This is a genomic window from Ningiella algicola, from assembly GCF_028401415.2.
In the GTDB taxonomy this organism is placed as follows: Bacteria; Pseudomonadota; Gammaproteobacteria; order Enterobacterales; family Alteromonadaceae; genus Glaciecola.
This window is the reverse complement of sequence record NZ_CP171821.2, coordinates 770926-786717: the sequence shown is the minus strand read 5'-3', so window position 1 is coordinate 786717 and position 15792 is coordinate 770926. Positions and strand designations below refer to the sequence as shown.

Genomic DNA, 15792 nt, shown 5'->3' with positions numbered 1-15792 from the left:
CTTGAATCCTTTATTGTCTAGTTATTCTAGGGCCTGTTGATTTTGCTTTGTGGTTTATCGCAATCTATCAATAAACTTAAGTGTTGTGTTTCTCGTAATGTCTCTACAGTTGTAGCTTATGCAATATTGAGAAAAAGCAAAGTGCTTTTTTGCTATATCTTATGAGAGCGCATTTTTATTTATTCGCACTCATGCAAAGTTTAGAATCAGTTACAACTGGCATCGGTATAGACCGGCAAGCAAATAATAATCATTCAAGAGAGAAAACATGGGATTTACGGGCACCGAAAACTACATCGCAAGTAAAGAATTGCAATTGGCAGTCAATGCAGCAATTACGCTGGAAAAACCGCTTTTAATAAAGGGTGAACCAGGTACGGGCAAAACCATGCTAGCAGAAGAATTAGCCTCTGCATTGGGCACGCCTCTTCTGCAGTGGCACATCAAGTCAACGACAAAGGCACAGCAAGGGCTATATGAGTATGATGCGGTGTCTCGCTTGCGTGACTCACAATTAGGTGATGAGCGGGTAAAAGACATTTCTAATTACATTGTCAAAGGTAAGCTTTGGGAAGCTTTTGGTGCTGATGAAAGACCTGTACTTTTGATTGACGAGATTGACAAGGCGGATATCGAGTTTCCAAACGACTTACTGCTCGAGCTGGATAAAATGGAGTTTTTTGTTTACGAAACGCAAGAACGCGTTGTGGCTAAACAGCGTCCCATCGTTATTATTACGTCCAATAACGAAAAAGAGCTCCCAGATGCATTCTTACGGCGTTGTTTTTTCCACTATATACAGTTTCCGAATGATGAAGAAATGCGGCAAATCGTAAATGTGCATTTTCCAGAGCTAAAAAAAGGGCTGTTGGATAACGCATTAAAATCGTTTTTCCAGCTGCGCGAAGTGAACGGGCTGAAGAAAAAGCCCTCTACCTCGGAATTAATTGATTGGCTTAAACTGTTGGTTGCCGATGATATTCCACCAGAAGCCTTAGTCGATAAAAATGCAAAAAATGCACTGCCGCCCCTATACGGTGCGCTGCTAAAGAACGAGCAAGATATACACCTATTTGAAAAGCTCATGTTTATGGCTCGTAGAAATGCTGATTAAGTTTTTCTTCACCCTTCGCCAACACAGAGTGAAAACGAGCATTACCGAATACCTTGATTTGATGCGCGCGTTAAAGGGCGAGGTGGTTTATGCAGACATGGAAGGGTTTTACTTTCTAGCGCGTGCCATCTTGATTAAAGATGAGAGCCAGTACGACAAATACGATCGCGCCTTTGCTCAGTATTTCAAAGGCGTGCAGCAAATCAATTTGTTTGACGAAAATATCCCAAACGAATGGCTTCGTAAAGAAATGGAAAAGGTCCTGAGCGACGAAGAAAAACAAAAAATTGAGGCAATGGGAGGCCTCGATAAGCTCATGGAGACCTTGCAAGAGCGCTTGAAAGAGCAAGAAAAACGTCATCAAGGTGGTAATAAATGGATTGGCACGGGTGGTACATCACCCTTTGGCGCTCATGGTTATAACCCCGAAGGTATCCGCATTGGACAGGAGAAAAATCGTAACTTTTCTGCCGTTAAAGTGTGGGATAAACGCGAATACAAAAACCTATCAAGTGATGTTGAGCTTGGAACCCGCAATATAAAAGTCGCTTTAAGGCGTCTTCGCAAATTTGCTCGCACGGGAGCAAGCGATGTACTGGATGTTCCCGATACTATTTCCTCTACCGCAAAAAACGCTGGCTACCTTGATATCAAAATGGCGCCTGAACGCCGAAATGCGATTAAGCTACTGCTGTTTTTCGACATAGGCGGCTCTATGGACGCCCACATTCAGTTGTGTGAGGAGTTATTCAGCGCCGCCCACAGTGAGTTTAAACATATTGAGTTTTTCTACTTTCACAACTGTTTGTATGAAGGCGTGTGGAAGGATAACCAACGCAGAGGGCAGGGTGATATTGACACTTATGAGATTTTGCACAAATACGGAAAAGACTACAAAGTTATCTTTGTTGGCGACGCAACGATGGGGCCATACGAAATTACTTATCCTGGAGGTAGCGTAGAGCACTGGAACGAAGAGCCTGGCAGCATATGGATGGAACGAGTATTGCATCATTTTGAGTACTGCGTATGGCTCAATCCGCAACCTGAGGCTTACTGGAATTATCATGCGTCTATACAAATTATGAGAGAGATTATGAATAATAAGATGTATCCATTAACGCTAGAGGGCATTACTGAGTCGATAAGAGCCTTACTAAAGAAATAAAAGTAAGAGTTCACTATTCAAGTATTAAACCATTGATGCAACCGCTCATCAGTCTAACTAGGAAGTCATGGCTCAATATTCAAAAAATGACATAAATCGCGCCCGGCAGCTTGTAAAAGAGCTAATTTATCCTGAACGAGACTTTATTCGACTCGCTATCGTTTATGGCCTAGCGATAAGTTTGCTCACCCTTGCCATACCCATTGCCGTGCAGACCTTGATAAATACGGTCGTCAATATAGCCTCTGTGAGTGCTGTTATTACGCTTTCGGTATTGCTGTTTATCACACTAGGGTTGTCGGGCGTATTAAGCGCCCTGCGAACATACGTGATGGAAAAATACGAACGGCATATTTATGCGCGTCTTACAGCTGAAATAAGTGTTAGAACACTATTAACAGAGCATCAGTTCTTTTCAGGGCGGCGTAATGTTGATATTCCTAATCGCTACTTTGACATCAATATCTTTCAAAAGAATCTTCCGCCACTGTTAATCGATGGTTTCGCCTTGTTTTTGCAGTTGTTGGTGGGTTTTGCACTTGTGTCATTGTATCACCCAGTATTCATGGCATTTTGTATTGCTTTGGTTTTGGTCTTATATCTTATTTGGTCTTTGTGGGCGAGAAGGGCAATTGGCGCTGCGATAGAACTATCACATGCAAAATATGGGACTGCAAAATGGCTTGGTGATATGGCGGCCGCTCGCTCTCTATTCACCTCACAGCGTCATATCGAATATGTGCAAGCACGTACAGACGCAAACACGGCCGAATACATATCGTGTCACAAAACCTATTTTCGATATGCCTTTGCTCAAGTGATTGCTTTTTTACTGCTGTATGCACTTGCCAGTAGCTTGCTTCTAGGAATGGGAGGTTATTTAGTCATTTTAGGTGAGCTGTCTATCGGTCAATTAGTCGCTGCTGAGCTTATTTTGACGGCTATTTTCTTTGGACTATCCAAAGCAGGAAATTATCTTAAAATGTATTACGAAATGTGCGGTGCCGCAGATGAACTCGGGCTGGTATTGAATATGCCCATCAATGAAAAGATGACCCTTGAGCACGACAAGGCACCTACTCACAATGCCTTAGATTTTCATCAGCTTTTTCTTAAGCAAGATGACGTTTCCTATTTCTTTGATTTTACGATTGCTTCAGGTGCAAAAACCTTCGTTTTTACGACTCAAGCGTGGCTACAGCGCGAAATTGTGTCTGTTTTAAAGTACTACCAGATTCCTGAAAAGGGACGAATACGATTGGGTGAATTTGACTTAAGCGAATTTCGTGACCAGCAGTTGAATCATCCACCGGTAAGTGTGATCAATAAAGCGCCGATTGTAGAGTCTACTATATTGGAATTTATGACTTTAAGTGCACCAAATAAGACGGTTGCTGATATTCAGGATGCCTTGTTCAGAGTGGGGTTAGAAGATGTTGTGACGCAACTTAAAGATGGATTAAACACGACATTGTCGCAACTAGGCTCACCTTTGCAGCCACATGAGTTTTTGCTGTTAAAGCTAGCATCGGCTTTACTGTATGCGCCAAACGTGTTGGTGCTTACCCAATATTTTGACAACTTGCCACGAAAGCAGTTGGTTCGATTGCTTTCAACTTTGGAAGAAGAGTCTTTTACCGTGTTGTATTTTACCAATCATCCGGAAATTGAAGCATTCGATTATTGTTTAAATCTCGACTGGCAAAAGGTGACATAAATATGTCTTTATATCATCACTACATGGATTCGATGCAAACACTAAAGACACTGGCACCTGTGAGTTCTGGCAAAACGGCGATCACCTTAGTTCTGCTGTTTTTTATATTAATCAGCTGTGCACTGGTGTTTACTCCATGGGTACAAACAGCGCAAGGGTTTGGGGTGGTCAGCACGGTTTCACCCGAAGACCGCCGTCAGGCAATATCTGCTTTAGTGCCTGGGCAAATTGAAAAATGGCATGTGCAAGAGGGTCAGGGCGTGCAGGCTGGCGACCCTATTGTTACCTTGCGTGACCAAGACAGCGATCTAATTGAACGTCTGGAATCTGAGTTAATTGCCAGCGAGCAACAAAAGAATGCGGCGCAAATTGCTTTAAGCGCTGCTGAGCAAGATTTTGAACGCCAAGAGGGACTGCTCTCGCAAGGGTTGGTGTCGCCTAGAAGACGCGATGAAAGCCAAATTAAGCTACAAGAAGCTCGATCGAAGCTTGCATCAGCCCAAGCCTCTGTTACACAAGCGCAAACGCGCCTTGCCCGTCAATCGCGGCAAACTAAAGTGGCACCTGAGAACGGGGTGATCACGCAACTTATGTCGGCAGGGCTAGCCACAACAGTAGGCAAAGGCGATATATTAGCGCATTTTATTCCTTCCGAAGTGGACAGGGCGGTACTAATTAAAATCAACGGATTGGATGCTCCTCTAGTACAACCGGGACGAAAAGTGCGATTGCAGTTTGACGGTTGGCCGGTTTTTCAATTTAGCGGCTGGCCTGCAAGTGCCGTTGGAACCTTCGGTGGTGAAGTGTCATTCATTGAGCCTGTGGCAAATGCAGATGGTTCTTTTAACGTGTGGATTAAACAAGATCCCGACGATCAGGACTGGCCCAACTCCGAATTTGTCCGACTTGGCTCTCAAGCGAGAGCGTGGATATTGCTTGAAGAAGTGCGACTGGGTTATGAAATTTGGCGTCAGCTTAACAATTTCCCGCCGGACTATCCCACGACAGTGTTTCAATAAGATGTTTAAGTTTTCAATTCTTGCCTGCGTCGTTTGCTTTTCTGTTGCTCTTGTTAGCGCAATGGCTATGTGCGCACCAGCCTGGTCAAAAGAGCAGAGCATCACTGACGCAGCAAATGAGGATGTGATAACCCTTGAACAGGTATTAAAACGAACCTTAAAACATCATCCGCGCGTAAGCCAGGCGATGAGTCGAGTAGAGCAAAGTTTGGCGCAGCGCCTGATCGTGGACAGTAGCTTTGATTGGCAGCTGAATCAGTCCAGCACTGCAAGAACCAGCGGATTTTACAATGGTTGGATAATTGACCAGTCTATATCCCGTATTTTGCCCTTTGCAAATGGACGCGTAAGCGGCGGCTATCGTCTATCTGACGGTAGCTTCCCGATTTATGAGGATATCAATCGCACGCTTTCTGGCGGTGAGGCTTATCTGAACATGCGATGGTCGTTATTACAAAATAGAGACGTCGATGATAATCGAGTGGCATTAGAAAACGCTGAGCTATCAATTAATATCGCTCAGCATCAGCAGGAGTTGGTGATCAATGCTCTTTTGCTAGAGGCTGCAAATCACTTTTTAAGATGGAAACTTATTCGCGAACGGCGCGATATTATCCAACGCTTAGTGGATTTGGCTCAGGCACGCAATCGTGCAATTGAGCAAAAGGTCGCGGGTGGAGAGCTCGCTAGAATCACACTCACTGAGTTTGAAGTTACCATGTTAAGTCGGCAGGCGGATCTGCTTGAGATGAACCAAGCATTAGAGCAAGCATCTATTGGCCTCGCTATGTTTTATCGCGACGATAATGGCATGCCAATGGAGTTTGGCCAAACGCAAGCAGCAAGTTTGCATATGTCTGAGTCACTTAAGCGCTTGCCAAGTCAGAGCGATATTTTATCTAGCTTAAGTATGCATCCTGAATTGATTGCGCTTGAAAATGAAATTCTGCAGACTAAAAACGTTATTCGTTTAAGTCGCAATCAGCTCATGCCCACCTTGGATTTAAAGGTGGACTTTGCCAACGATATCGGGGCAGGCGCTCAGTCGTTAGAAGGCTTTGAATCTTATGTGGGCTTGGACTTTTCTCTTCCTATTGGTCAACGAGAAGCGAAAGGAAAAATACAAAGTAATGAAGCGAAGCTTGACGAGCTAAATATGAAAAGGCAGGAAATGCTCGATGTATTTACTATTGAAATAAAACAAGCGCTAGCGGCGCTGAATAACTTAATGAAGCTGCGCGATTTACGCGATAAACAAGCGCAGGTGGCATTGCGGTTGATGCAGGAAGAAAAGGCACGTTTTGATGCGGGAGACAGTGATTTATTCTTGCTAAATTCCCGTGAAACTGACTTTTCAATTGCGCAGTTAGCTGCAGTGGATGCACAAATCAGTCTGCTGCAGCAACATATTTCGATTCTCGCAAGCGCTGCGATGCTTGATGAAGCGGTGCTTTAATTTTCCAGTGACTTATCCACATACCAATCTAACGCTTGAGGTCTGCAGTGCCAATATCCCTGCTGCAGTTCAATGCCAATTTCCTTGCACATGTCTGCCATTTCCTGGGTTTCAACGCCTTCAATAAGTGGCCTCAGATTCAAGGCATGAATAAGGGTTTTTATTGCGCTGAGAGTAAGGTTGCAACCGCTTTTTTCTGATAAAAACGCTTTATCGATTTTGACAATGCTGGCGTCAATGTTATGCAGGTATGCAAGGGAGGAGTAGCCTGTGCCGAAGTCGTCAATCGCTATCTTTATCCCACGCTCGGTCAAGGTGTCAATTGCTGAGTTTTTATTGTCTAAATTGCTCAACAGGGTGCTTTCGGTAATTTCGACAATGAGGTCTGTTGAATGAAGCGCATATTCACGCAACTGTGACTGAAGGTAACTAGCTAATCCGTCACTCTCGATGTGTAAGGCGGATATGTTTATCGACATTGATGCATTGCTTGATGTTGCTCGTCTTAACTTTTTTAAGTCAGAAAGTGCCGTTTTAATGACCCAATTTTCCAATTTCTCAATCATGCCGATGTCTTCTGCAACACTTATTGCCTCTTGAGGATTAACATATCCAAGCTCATGGTGCTCCCACCTCAATAGCGCTTCAAAGGAAAATATCTGGTCGATGCTTGTATCAAGTATTGGCTGGTAATAAAGCCTTAATTCATTATTGTCTATCGCTGATGATAAATATTGCGCAACTAGGCTCTTTCGCAATATCGCATTTTCCATGCCTTTTTCGTATTTTGTCCATCTCTTTTTACCGAGTTGCTTAGAGCGATACATGGCGGCGTCTGCGTATCGAACAACGTCATCTAAAGTGTTCGCGTCTTTAGGATAAGCCGCAAGTCCTACGCTTGCAGATATTAAAAGTAGATTCTCTTGTTCACCGCTAAAGGGCTCGCTCAGCACCTGCACAATTTGAGAGGCGACATGCTCCTGCTCTGCTTGTGATAAATCGCTGGTAATTGCGACAATAAATTCATCACCACCGAATCGACTGATAAGTCCTTTTGTCAGTGATAAGGACTCAAGCCGCCTCGCTGTATCATGCAACACGAGATCACCCGTGCTATGCCCAAGCGAATCATTAATCATTTTGAATCCATCTAAGTCGATATAAAAAACATGAAAGGCTTTGTCACGGTCTATGCACTTTTCGAGCTCATAGCGAAGGCCTTTGCGATTCAGTGCGCCGGTCAATACATCACTGCGTGTTTGTTCAATTAAGTTTAGCTCGTTTGCCTTTCTTTCATCGATGTCGGTAAGGTGAAGCAAGTAGCGCAGTGAATCAGTTTGCAATTTTGGTGCTGAAAACTGCACTTGAAACCATCGTTCACCCCGCATGGTTTGCAGCAGTAACTCTAGCTTGTTTACATCGCCTTTTGCCTGTCGAACCCGCTGTAACCAGATTTGCGAGCCTGATTCAGACAACTCTGTGGCTGTATCATTGTGGGCAATCGATACGGTGATATCTTCAATGTGCTTGATCTGCTTACCAAAGGTCTCTTTAAACGGCGGATTGCAACTTAATAATTGACCAGACTCGTCAATACTCGCAATGATAATTGCGCTTTGGGATTCGATTGCAGGGCTGAGTGTTTCAAGAGGCGTCGCTTCAACTAACATTGTCTTGTGCTTAAGACCGGCCTCATCGATGTATTGATAACCTGAGAATTGACAAAACGCTTGTTTATTTACACCAAGGGGGGAAAACTGCCACACATCACAAATAACATTTCCCTGATCGAAGCGCTCCTGATAGCCAGCAAGGGCTTGTTTAACTGCATCAGAGGTGTTTTTTGCAAAATCTCTTTGATTAAGTGATTCAACGCACTTAGCTTGCCACCATTTAAGCGCAGCCTCATTTGCCCATCGAATCATATGCTCGTCGATATCGTATATCCACACTGCGGTTTGTAGGCTAGGGTATTGATCCATATTGATAGGCTAAGTAGACCGTGCATGTTCGCGCGGTGAAAGAGCTTGCGTACGTAAGCTTGTTATCGGCCACTTACGCGTTGCCTTTACGCGACTTCTTATTTGTACCTAAAAATAATACCCATCGAGGGACTGCATTGGCATACTTTTCATATTGCTGTTGGTAATACTGCCTTAAAAAGCTTTCCTCGAGCTTTGCTTGTATGCGCAGTGCATTTAGGCCTATCACCATGCACACCAGTGAAAATACGCAAGGAAGCGCGAGAAAGAAGCCAACTTGAGCAATGCCTACACCAATGAAACCTGGATTGCGGCTAAACGCATATAAACCTTGTGTTACCAAAGATGCCTTAGATTCTTCATCAATGCCGCTTCGCCACGCATACGATAAGGTCATGTTGCTTGCAATAGCCGTTTGAAAGCCAACAATTAACATGGTTATTCCCAGCAAATTGACGATGGGATAATCAATGGTTGAAATAGGAATTAGATAGGGGTCAATACCAGACCAAAATACATGAATAACGCAGACCAACCAAATTGTGATTCTAAATATGCGAAAGGTCAGATGATTAAACCAATGCAGCGAATATCGCTTGCCAGTATGAATGCATTTGCTATCACCCATCTTCTTGTTACGTTTTATCACGAGAAGCGTGTAAAAAATAGCAACAAAGGTGTAGAATCCAGCTAAAAAATAACCAACAAATTCGTTCTGCATACTGACACACCTTAAACAACTGCGAGATTGTGAGCATAGACCAATCTCTCTATTTCGCTAGTTGGCCGCAGTTTTACATACTTCTTGTTCGTAAACTTGCTTTAGAGTCAGTGTCTACAAACACTAACGGCGAGCTTCTTTGAAACGACTAAATAAGTACATCAGTGACACCGGTTTTTGCTCACGCCGTGAAGCCGACAAATTGATTGAGCAAAAACGCGTCAAGGTCAATGGTATAGCGCCAGAGCTAGGCACAAAAATTGGTGATGCCGACAAAGTTGAGGTGGACGGGAAGCTGATTAAAGCCGTGCCCGACAACAAAAGTGATAGGGTGTATTTGGCTTATCATAAGCCAGTGGGTATTACCTGTACGACTGAGCGAAAAGTCAAAGGTAATATCGTTGATGCTGTGAATTATCCTCAACGTATTTTCCCTATTGGTCGGCTTGATAAACCCTCAGAAGGTTTAATTCTGCTGACCAATGACGGTGACATCGTTAACAAAATCTTACGCGCTGAAAATGCGCATGAAAAGCAGTATCGTGTCAATGTAAACAAGGCAATTTCGCCTAGTTTTCTAGAAAAAATGTCTCGCGGTGTACCAATACTCAACACCGTAACCTTGCCTTGTGAGGTTAAGCAAATTGGAAAACAAAGTTTTGATATCGTATTAACACAAGGCTTGAATCGCCAAATTCGGCGAATGTGTGAGTATTTAGGGTATGAAGTAACACGACTTGTGCGGCGCAGAATCATGCATATTAAACTAGATAAACTCAATGCGGGACAATACCGAAAGCTAAGCGATGACGAACTCAATGTGCTTAATCGACAGGTTCAGGCTTCGGTAAAAACAGCCACCTATGCAAATAAAGGCTAACAGGAAGCAGTCGCACACAGATGACACAATTTCGAGAAAATTTTTCTATTGAGTTTAAGAAGCTTAGCACAATAGCCTGGCCACTCTTACTTGCACAGCTCATGCAAACGGGCATGGGCGTTTCTGATACCATCATGGCAGGTCGCTACGATGCCCTTGATATGGCTGCTGTTGCTGTCGGTCACTCTGTGGTGTTTCCTATTCTAATATTTATGCAGGGCGTGTGTTTGGCGCTTTCGCCCATCGTTGCGCGCTTCAATGGCGCAAAAGAAGCTCACCAAGTGTCATATCCAGTATGGCAGACATTTTATTTATCTATGCTGTTGGCCCTTATGGTCATACTGTTAAGTTTCGCGATGCCCGACTTAATGAGTCGCTTAGACATGGACGCACCACTAAGAAAAGAGACTTTAGAATATATATTCTTTGTGCTCATGGCGGCGCCTGCTTTTGCTATCTACCAAACTTTGCGTAACTACTGCGAAGGTTTGTCAAAAACGCGACCGACCATGGTAATTATGTTTATCGGTTTACTCGTCAATATTCCTGCTAATTACGTGTTAATTAATGGCGAGTTTGGCTTGCCTGAGATGGGCGGGGCTGGCTGTGGTCTGGCGACTATGTTGGTTTTTTATGTGATGGCGCTTGCGACATGGCTGTATACAGTGATTACCAAAAGCTTGGAGACCTTTGACCTGTATGGAAGCTTTGTAAAACCTGATCTTCGATTTATGGGAGCAGTTGCAGGACAAGGTGTACCTATTGCCCTTACATTTTTGGCGGAAGTGAGTCTATTTGCAGCGGTCGCCATTTTACTTGCACCCTTCGGGCATTTAACCGTTGCCTCTCATCAGGTTGCGCTAAATTTTTCGAGTTTAATCTTTATGATACCGCTTAGCATAGGCTTAGCGGTGGCAATTCGAATCGGGCATTTAATCGGTGAAAAGCAGACTCCTAAAGCACGAGTGGCATATATTTGTGCGTTGGTGTTAGCCATAAGCACGGTAAGCGTCACGGCAACTGGGACAATACTCGGTCGCGATATGATCGCTGGCCTTTACACCAGTGAAACCGCTGTCATAGAATTTGCTTCAAGCCTACTAATTTTTGCCGCCATATTTCAGTTTTCAGATGCTATTCAAGTAGTATCTGCCAACGCGCTTCGTGGTTACAAGGATACCCGCGCAATGCTAATGATCAGTATCTTTTGCTACTGGTTTATTGGCTTTCCAACCGGCATTATATTAGGCCTAACAGATATATTCGTGCCCGCCATGTCAGCCAAAGGTTTTTGGATAGGGTTTATTGTTGGCCTAAGTAGTGCTGCGGTGCTTATGACGTGGCGAGTAAGCGTAGTTCAGAAACGGCTTACTCGCCTACCTAGTTGAACTTCACGCGTTTCCTAGGATTTGCCGCGACGCCGAAACCATACCAAAATACTAAGCAAGCCGACTCCGTACCAAGTAAAACTTCCGCCACCACCGCCGCTATCAGTTGTGGTTTGAGCAGGCTGCGTAAGGCTAATCGTGACGGTATCGCTTACCGTATTAACACCGTCAAATACCGAAATTTCATAATTCACTGAATTACCGGTACGTGGTGTCGTCAGCGTCGCGCTGCTTCCAGCGATACCTGCAATATTCACGGTAAGTGTGTCGCTTTCAGGATCTGAGGCGCTAACCGTAATTGTAACGCGTTGACCTCCGGCAGCGCTGCTTGGTGCACTGATACTGTCAATGGTGGGAGCGTTGTTGTTAATGACATTGATTGAAAACTCGGTTGCCGCAGTGTTTCCATTTCCATCATCCGCTACAACTTCATAAACGAGCAAGGTATCCGCCTCCACGCTGGGTGCAATGAGGCTGTATACACCATCAGCTTCTGTCACCTCAGTTTCTACGCCTTGGCTTTGAGTGAAAGTCAGGCTAAGTGCGTCATTATTAGGGTCGTTGAGCCTCAAAGGAATCGTCAGAGTTTGTGTTTCAAACACATTAAAAATGGACGATGGGCTGTCTCCTAAATCGATGGTGGGTGCCCCCTCAATCTGAACTGATTCAATTAGCGCTGTTTGCTGTTGTGTGTTTGCACTTCGATTTAAGAGTTCACTTTGCGCCTGCAGCAAAAGTGGACCAGGCACGGCTTCTGAATTAACGGTCAAACTTATCGGGAGCGACGTGCTGCTTGTGTCATTCACCGCTTTGGTGATTTCGTATGTCAATGCGCCATTGTCAACAGAGGCCCCCCTAGCGCTTTGCACCGTTGTGCCGATAGGAAGCGGCAGGCGAATATTGTACGTTCTCTGTTCGTTGGTATCGTTTGGCGCAACATTTATACTAAAACCAAAGCTTTCGCCTGTATCCACGCGCAAAGGACTAGCGTCTATCTGAATGTCGTCTTCGATACGTTCAATATCAACGGTAATAATACCCAAGTTATTGAGTGAGGCAGCATCACTGCCCATATCAATGGCGCCAAAGAAGCGATCACCAAGCTCAGAATCTTGTAGCTGATAGTCAATTCTCATATCAAAAGGCGTTAATATTTCAAGTGTGTCTGGTGCTTGAGCGCCAAGGCTTGCGTCTCGCTGTGAATCCACCACCGCGTAACTCAGCTCAAATCGATCTGGCTGCGTGCCGCTTCCTGTGAAACTTTGCACAACGAGGAAGTAGCGCCCGCCGCTTGGATAATTAATATCAATTATTTCGCTTGAATTACTGGAGGTGCTTTGCGCGAGTTCTTCAAAGCTAGAAATTTGACCATCGTTATTGAGATCGCGTGCCACAAATAAGTCTAAATCCGGCGCTTGTGACGACTCAAGGGATACATACAAACGTCGCGCGCGGTTTGGAACCTCTATCTCGCTTATCACCACACCATCAGTGATGTCGTCTAAATAGTCATCCCGGTTAGAGTCTTGGCTGACTTGTGAATTAATAATGGTTTCTTTTACTAAGCGATAGGGCGTTAATACAAAGCTGTTGACGCCAACGGCTTCATTGTCTGCCAATAAGGTACTGTCATTGTCACGAGTCGCTTCAATTTGCACGTCCGTTGGAATATTTCCAATGCTTGGAAGCACGCTTACGGGTATGCGCAAGTCAGGGGAGTTTGGAGCTTGCAAGGTTACCGTACCAAACACAAAGGCATTTTTATCGGCGTCAATCGTGTCGATTACAAATTCAACGCTTTGCGACTCACCCGCATTCAAACTAAAGCTGTTTGGAGAGGCGTTAATGATAAGCCCATTATCAAAACTCTCGGCAGAGACGTCCCACACGCCATTTTGAGTCGCTGTAAAGGTGCGCGACCAGCGGCAAATACCCACGCAATCATTATCGGTAATACTGGGTAGGTTCAGCGCTCTTGGATCGCCCCCACGCGCAGGTTCGGCAGCTAAATAATCAGCTTCAGTTTCGTCTAGTACTAATCCTGCCTGTGCGGCTAAATCAACACGAATACGGCCTGATCCCATGTCAAAAAAATCAGCGTCTGATGTGGCATCTTGTGTTTTAACAGTGGTGTCTGCCGTCATCGCGAGTGCTGAGCGGATATTGTCTACACTCCAGTTAGGATGCACACTTCTCAATAGAGCAGCTGCGCCAGCAACATGTGGGCTCGACATTGAGGTGCCCGACAAATAGTTGTAATCACTTGCGGCGGGCGGCTGCCCGTCATTCCCAAACTTTTGGTCTGCGAAGGCGGCGTAAATATTGACGCCCGGCGCCGTCATTGTAGGAACCAAGGTGCTAATAGTCGTATTAGGGCCTCTTGCACTAAAGCCAGCGAGCACGTCAATGCGCGCCTCATCAATATTTTGTGAAGCCACGCCCGACGTAATCGTCACGCGATGATTTTCGCCGCTTGATAGCCACTGTTTTAAGCTGTCGCCATCATTGGCGTTAATGTGTATTCCCGGCACAACATATTCGTCATTTGCTAAGAATGTCTCCCCACCTTGAACATTTGCCAAAACGTAGCCACCGGCACCACCGGCTTGTACATTTTGTGCCTTCTCAACGCGAGCAATTTCGCCTCTATCACAAACCACTATTTGTCCGCTGAATGTACCTGATGGAAACGGCTGTAGGCACTGGGCAGGGTCATTGCTTGAGTCATTCGGGTTCGAAAAATCACCTGCGTAAACGATGTCAGCAGTAATTGCGCCAGTATTGCTTTGACCGGTAATTGCCGAAGGCGGGTTTATACCGCCGCTGAAGTTATTTAACTGTTTAACAAAAGCATTGTCTCGTCCATGTTCACTTGCCGCCACTGCTGTATACCATGGCGCATGTTTGCTTGAAGATGATGCGCCGGGCCCGCTATTGCCTGCAGACGTGGCAACAAATATGCCTGCTGCCTGCGCAGACAAAAACGCCCTCTCAGTGGTGTCTCGCCATGGATTGCCGCCGCCGCTTATGGAGAAGTTGATAACGTCCACTCTGTCTCTAATTGCATCATCTAAGCTGGCAATAATCGCCGAGCCTGGACAGCCAGTATATGTATCGCCTCGTTCTTCAGTACCAGGAAAGCACGCTTGGTAGCCGATGATGTTTGCGCGAGGCGCTACGCCCGAAATTTGTTCAAACTCAAAGCCGGTTTGCGTGCCATTAGATTCGACTTCACCGGGCGTAGGAAGTGTTTCTGGAATGTTAAACAGAACATTGCCAGCAGCCGTTGCAGCTACATGCGAACCATGCCCGTCGTAGTCTTCTGCGTTTCGCGCTAAATTGGGTGGAAAAACATCAGTGTCTGAATAGGCTGATGTAATGCTTGAGTAACTATATAATCCGATTAATTTGTTGTTACACAGCTCAGGAAACCTTGTCGCACAATCCCCCAAGAATACACCACTTCCTAAGGGGTTGGTGTGAACATAGCCGTCAGCGCTTCGCTCTGCAAATGAAGGGTGGTCAGTATTTATACCTGAATCGATAATACCAATAACAACCCCTTCACCTTGACTTTGCGCCAGTGAGCCAATTTGTCCTTGCCACAGTTGAGGCGCCCCAATCAGCGAAGGTCCTTGGTCAGTTGTGGTTTTATATATCGTCTCTCGTACAATTGATTTAACGCTTGGATGTTCAGCTAGTTCCATAGCCTCCGATTGAGAAATCTTAAGCGCAAGTCCGTTTAAGGCATACTGATATTGATGCATGCTCTGAGCATTTTTCAGCGAAGCGGGGAGTGAGTGAATAAAGGCTTGTTGTTCCCGATGAAGTTTTTCAGCGTAGTTTAATATGTCGGTATCTTCGCGAAGCGTTTGTTTGCGTGAATTTTCAGTGGCTGCTTGTCTTCGAACTTTTGCTGACAGCATGAGATCTTGACGCTGCGCAATGGCTGGAGAGGCTAGCTCAACAATGTAAGTGTATTCCCCCGGGGCTAAATCAGGCTCGTAATAAAAGCTGGTTCGTGTGCGCGAAGACGCCTTCTGCTGGCTTACATGCTGTTTGGTTATGATCGTTTGTGTGTGTAATGGAATTGGCTGTTGAAGGGGCGACTGATTTTGTGATGCGCTTGGTAAGCCCTTGTTTCCTCCTTGATGTTCATCCTCAAGGGCATATGCACTGAGAATAGTAAAAACTAGCACTGAGGTGGTCGCGCTTTTAAAGCTAATCCGCATGTAAAACTCCAACATAATTAAGACTAACGCGCACTTGTAAGCCGACGACTATAATCGCACTAATGTGCTGGCAAAGTGGCGCATAATTAGTTTTACTCCAATTTCAAAAAAATAG

General features: G+C 45.0%; 10 protein-coding genes. 7 read left to right on the top strand and 3 right to left on the bottom strand.

Going from position 1 to position 15792, the window contains the following annotated elements; all coding sequences use genetic code 11:
- Positions 1-268 precede the first annotated feature (268 nt).
- The 5 genes from PN836_RS03520 (at position 269) to PN836_RS03500 (ending at position 6474) form a co-directional block, all read left to right on the top strand.
- A complete protein-coding gene (locus PN836_RS03520; protein WP_395343566.1) occupies positions 269-1114 on the top strand; it encodes an AAA family ATPase in 846 nt (281 codons plus the stop codon).
- Positions 1104-2282, top strand: a complete 1179-nt coding sequence (locus tag PN836_RS03515; RefSeq protein ID WP_395343563.1) for a vWA domain-containing protein — start codon at positions 1104-1106, stop codon at positions 2280-2282. Before PN836_RS03520 ends, PN836_RS03515 begins: the two co-directional genes overlap by 11 nt.
- 67 nt (positions 2283-2349) lie before the next feature.
- Positions 2350-3999, top strand: a complete 1650-nt coding sequence (locus tag PN836_RS03510) for an ABC transporter transmembrane domain-containing protein (protein ID WP_395343560.1) — start codon at positions 2350-2352, stop codon at positions 3997-3999.
- A 2-nt stretch (positions 4000-4001) separates the two neighbouring features.
- Positions 4002-5018, top strand: coding sequence for an efflux RND transporter periplasmic adaptor subunit (locus PN836_RS03505; RefSeq protein ID WP_395343556.1), 1017 nt, complete (start codon positions 4002-4004; stop codon positions 5016-5018).
- A gap of 1 nt (position 5019) precedes the next feature.
- Positions 5020-6474, top strand: coding sequence for a TolC family protein (locus PN836_RS03500; RefSeq protein ID WP_395343553.1), 1455 nt, complete (start codon positions 5020-5022; stop codon positions 6472-6474).
- On the opposite strand, the gene PN836_RS03495 is transcribed toward PN836_RS03500, so the two are convergent.
- Together PN836_RS03495 and PN836_RS03490 are read right to left on the bottom strand one after the other, a co-directional pair.
- On the bottom strand, positions 6471-8456 hold the full coding sequence (locus PN836_RS03495) for a putative bifunctional diguanylate cyclase/phosphodiesterase (RefSeq protein ID WP_395343550.1): 1986 nt from the start codon (positions 8454-8456) through the stop codon (positions 6471-6473). The two genes, PN836_RS03500 and PN836_RS03495, sit on opposite strands and share 4 nt — an antisense overlap.
- A gap of 73 nt (positions 8457-8529) precedes the next feature.
- Complete coding sequence (locus PN836_RS03490; protein WP_395343547.1) at positions 8530-9177, bottom strand: methyltransferase family protein; 648 nt, start codon at positions 9175-9177, stop codon at positions 8530-8532.
- Between the two features lie 139 nt (positions 9178-9316).
- Here PN836_RS03490 and PN836_RS03485 point away from each other — a divergent pair, with 139 nt between their 5' ends.
- Together PN836_RS03485 and PN836_RS03480 are read left to right on the top strand one after the other, a co-directional pair.
- Positions 9317-10057 (top strand): pseudouridine synthase, encoded by a 741-nt coding sequence (locus PN836_RS03485; protein WP_395343544.1) that lies wholly within the window; start codon positions 9317-9319, stop codon positions 10055-10057.
- Between the two features lie 20 nt (positions 10058-10077).
- Positions 10078-11445, top strand: coding sequence for an MATE family efflux transporter (locus tag PN836_RS03480; protein ID WP_395343541.1), 1368 nt, complete (start codon positions 10078-10080; stop codon positions 11443-11445).
- 14 nt (positions 11446-11459) lie between these two features.
- Here PN836_RS03480 and PN836_RS03475 read toward each other — a convergent pair whose 3' ends face one another.
- Entirely contained in the window at positions 11460-15677 is a 4218-nt protein-coding gene (locus PN836_RS03475) for a S8 family serine peptidase (protein ID WP_395343538.1), read from the bottom strand.
- Positions 15678-15792 lie beyond the last annotated feature (115 nt).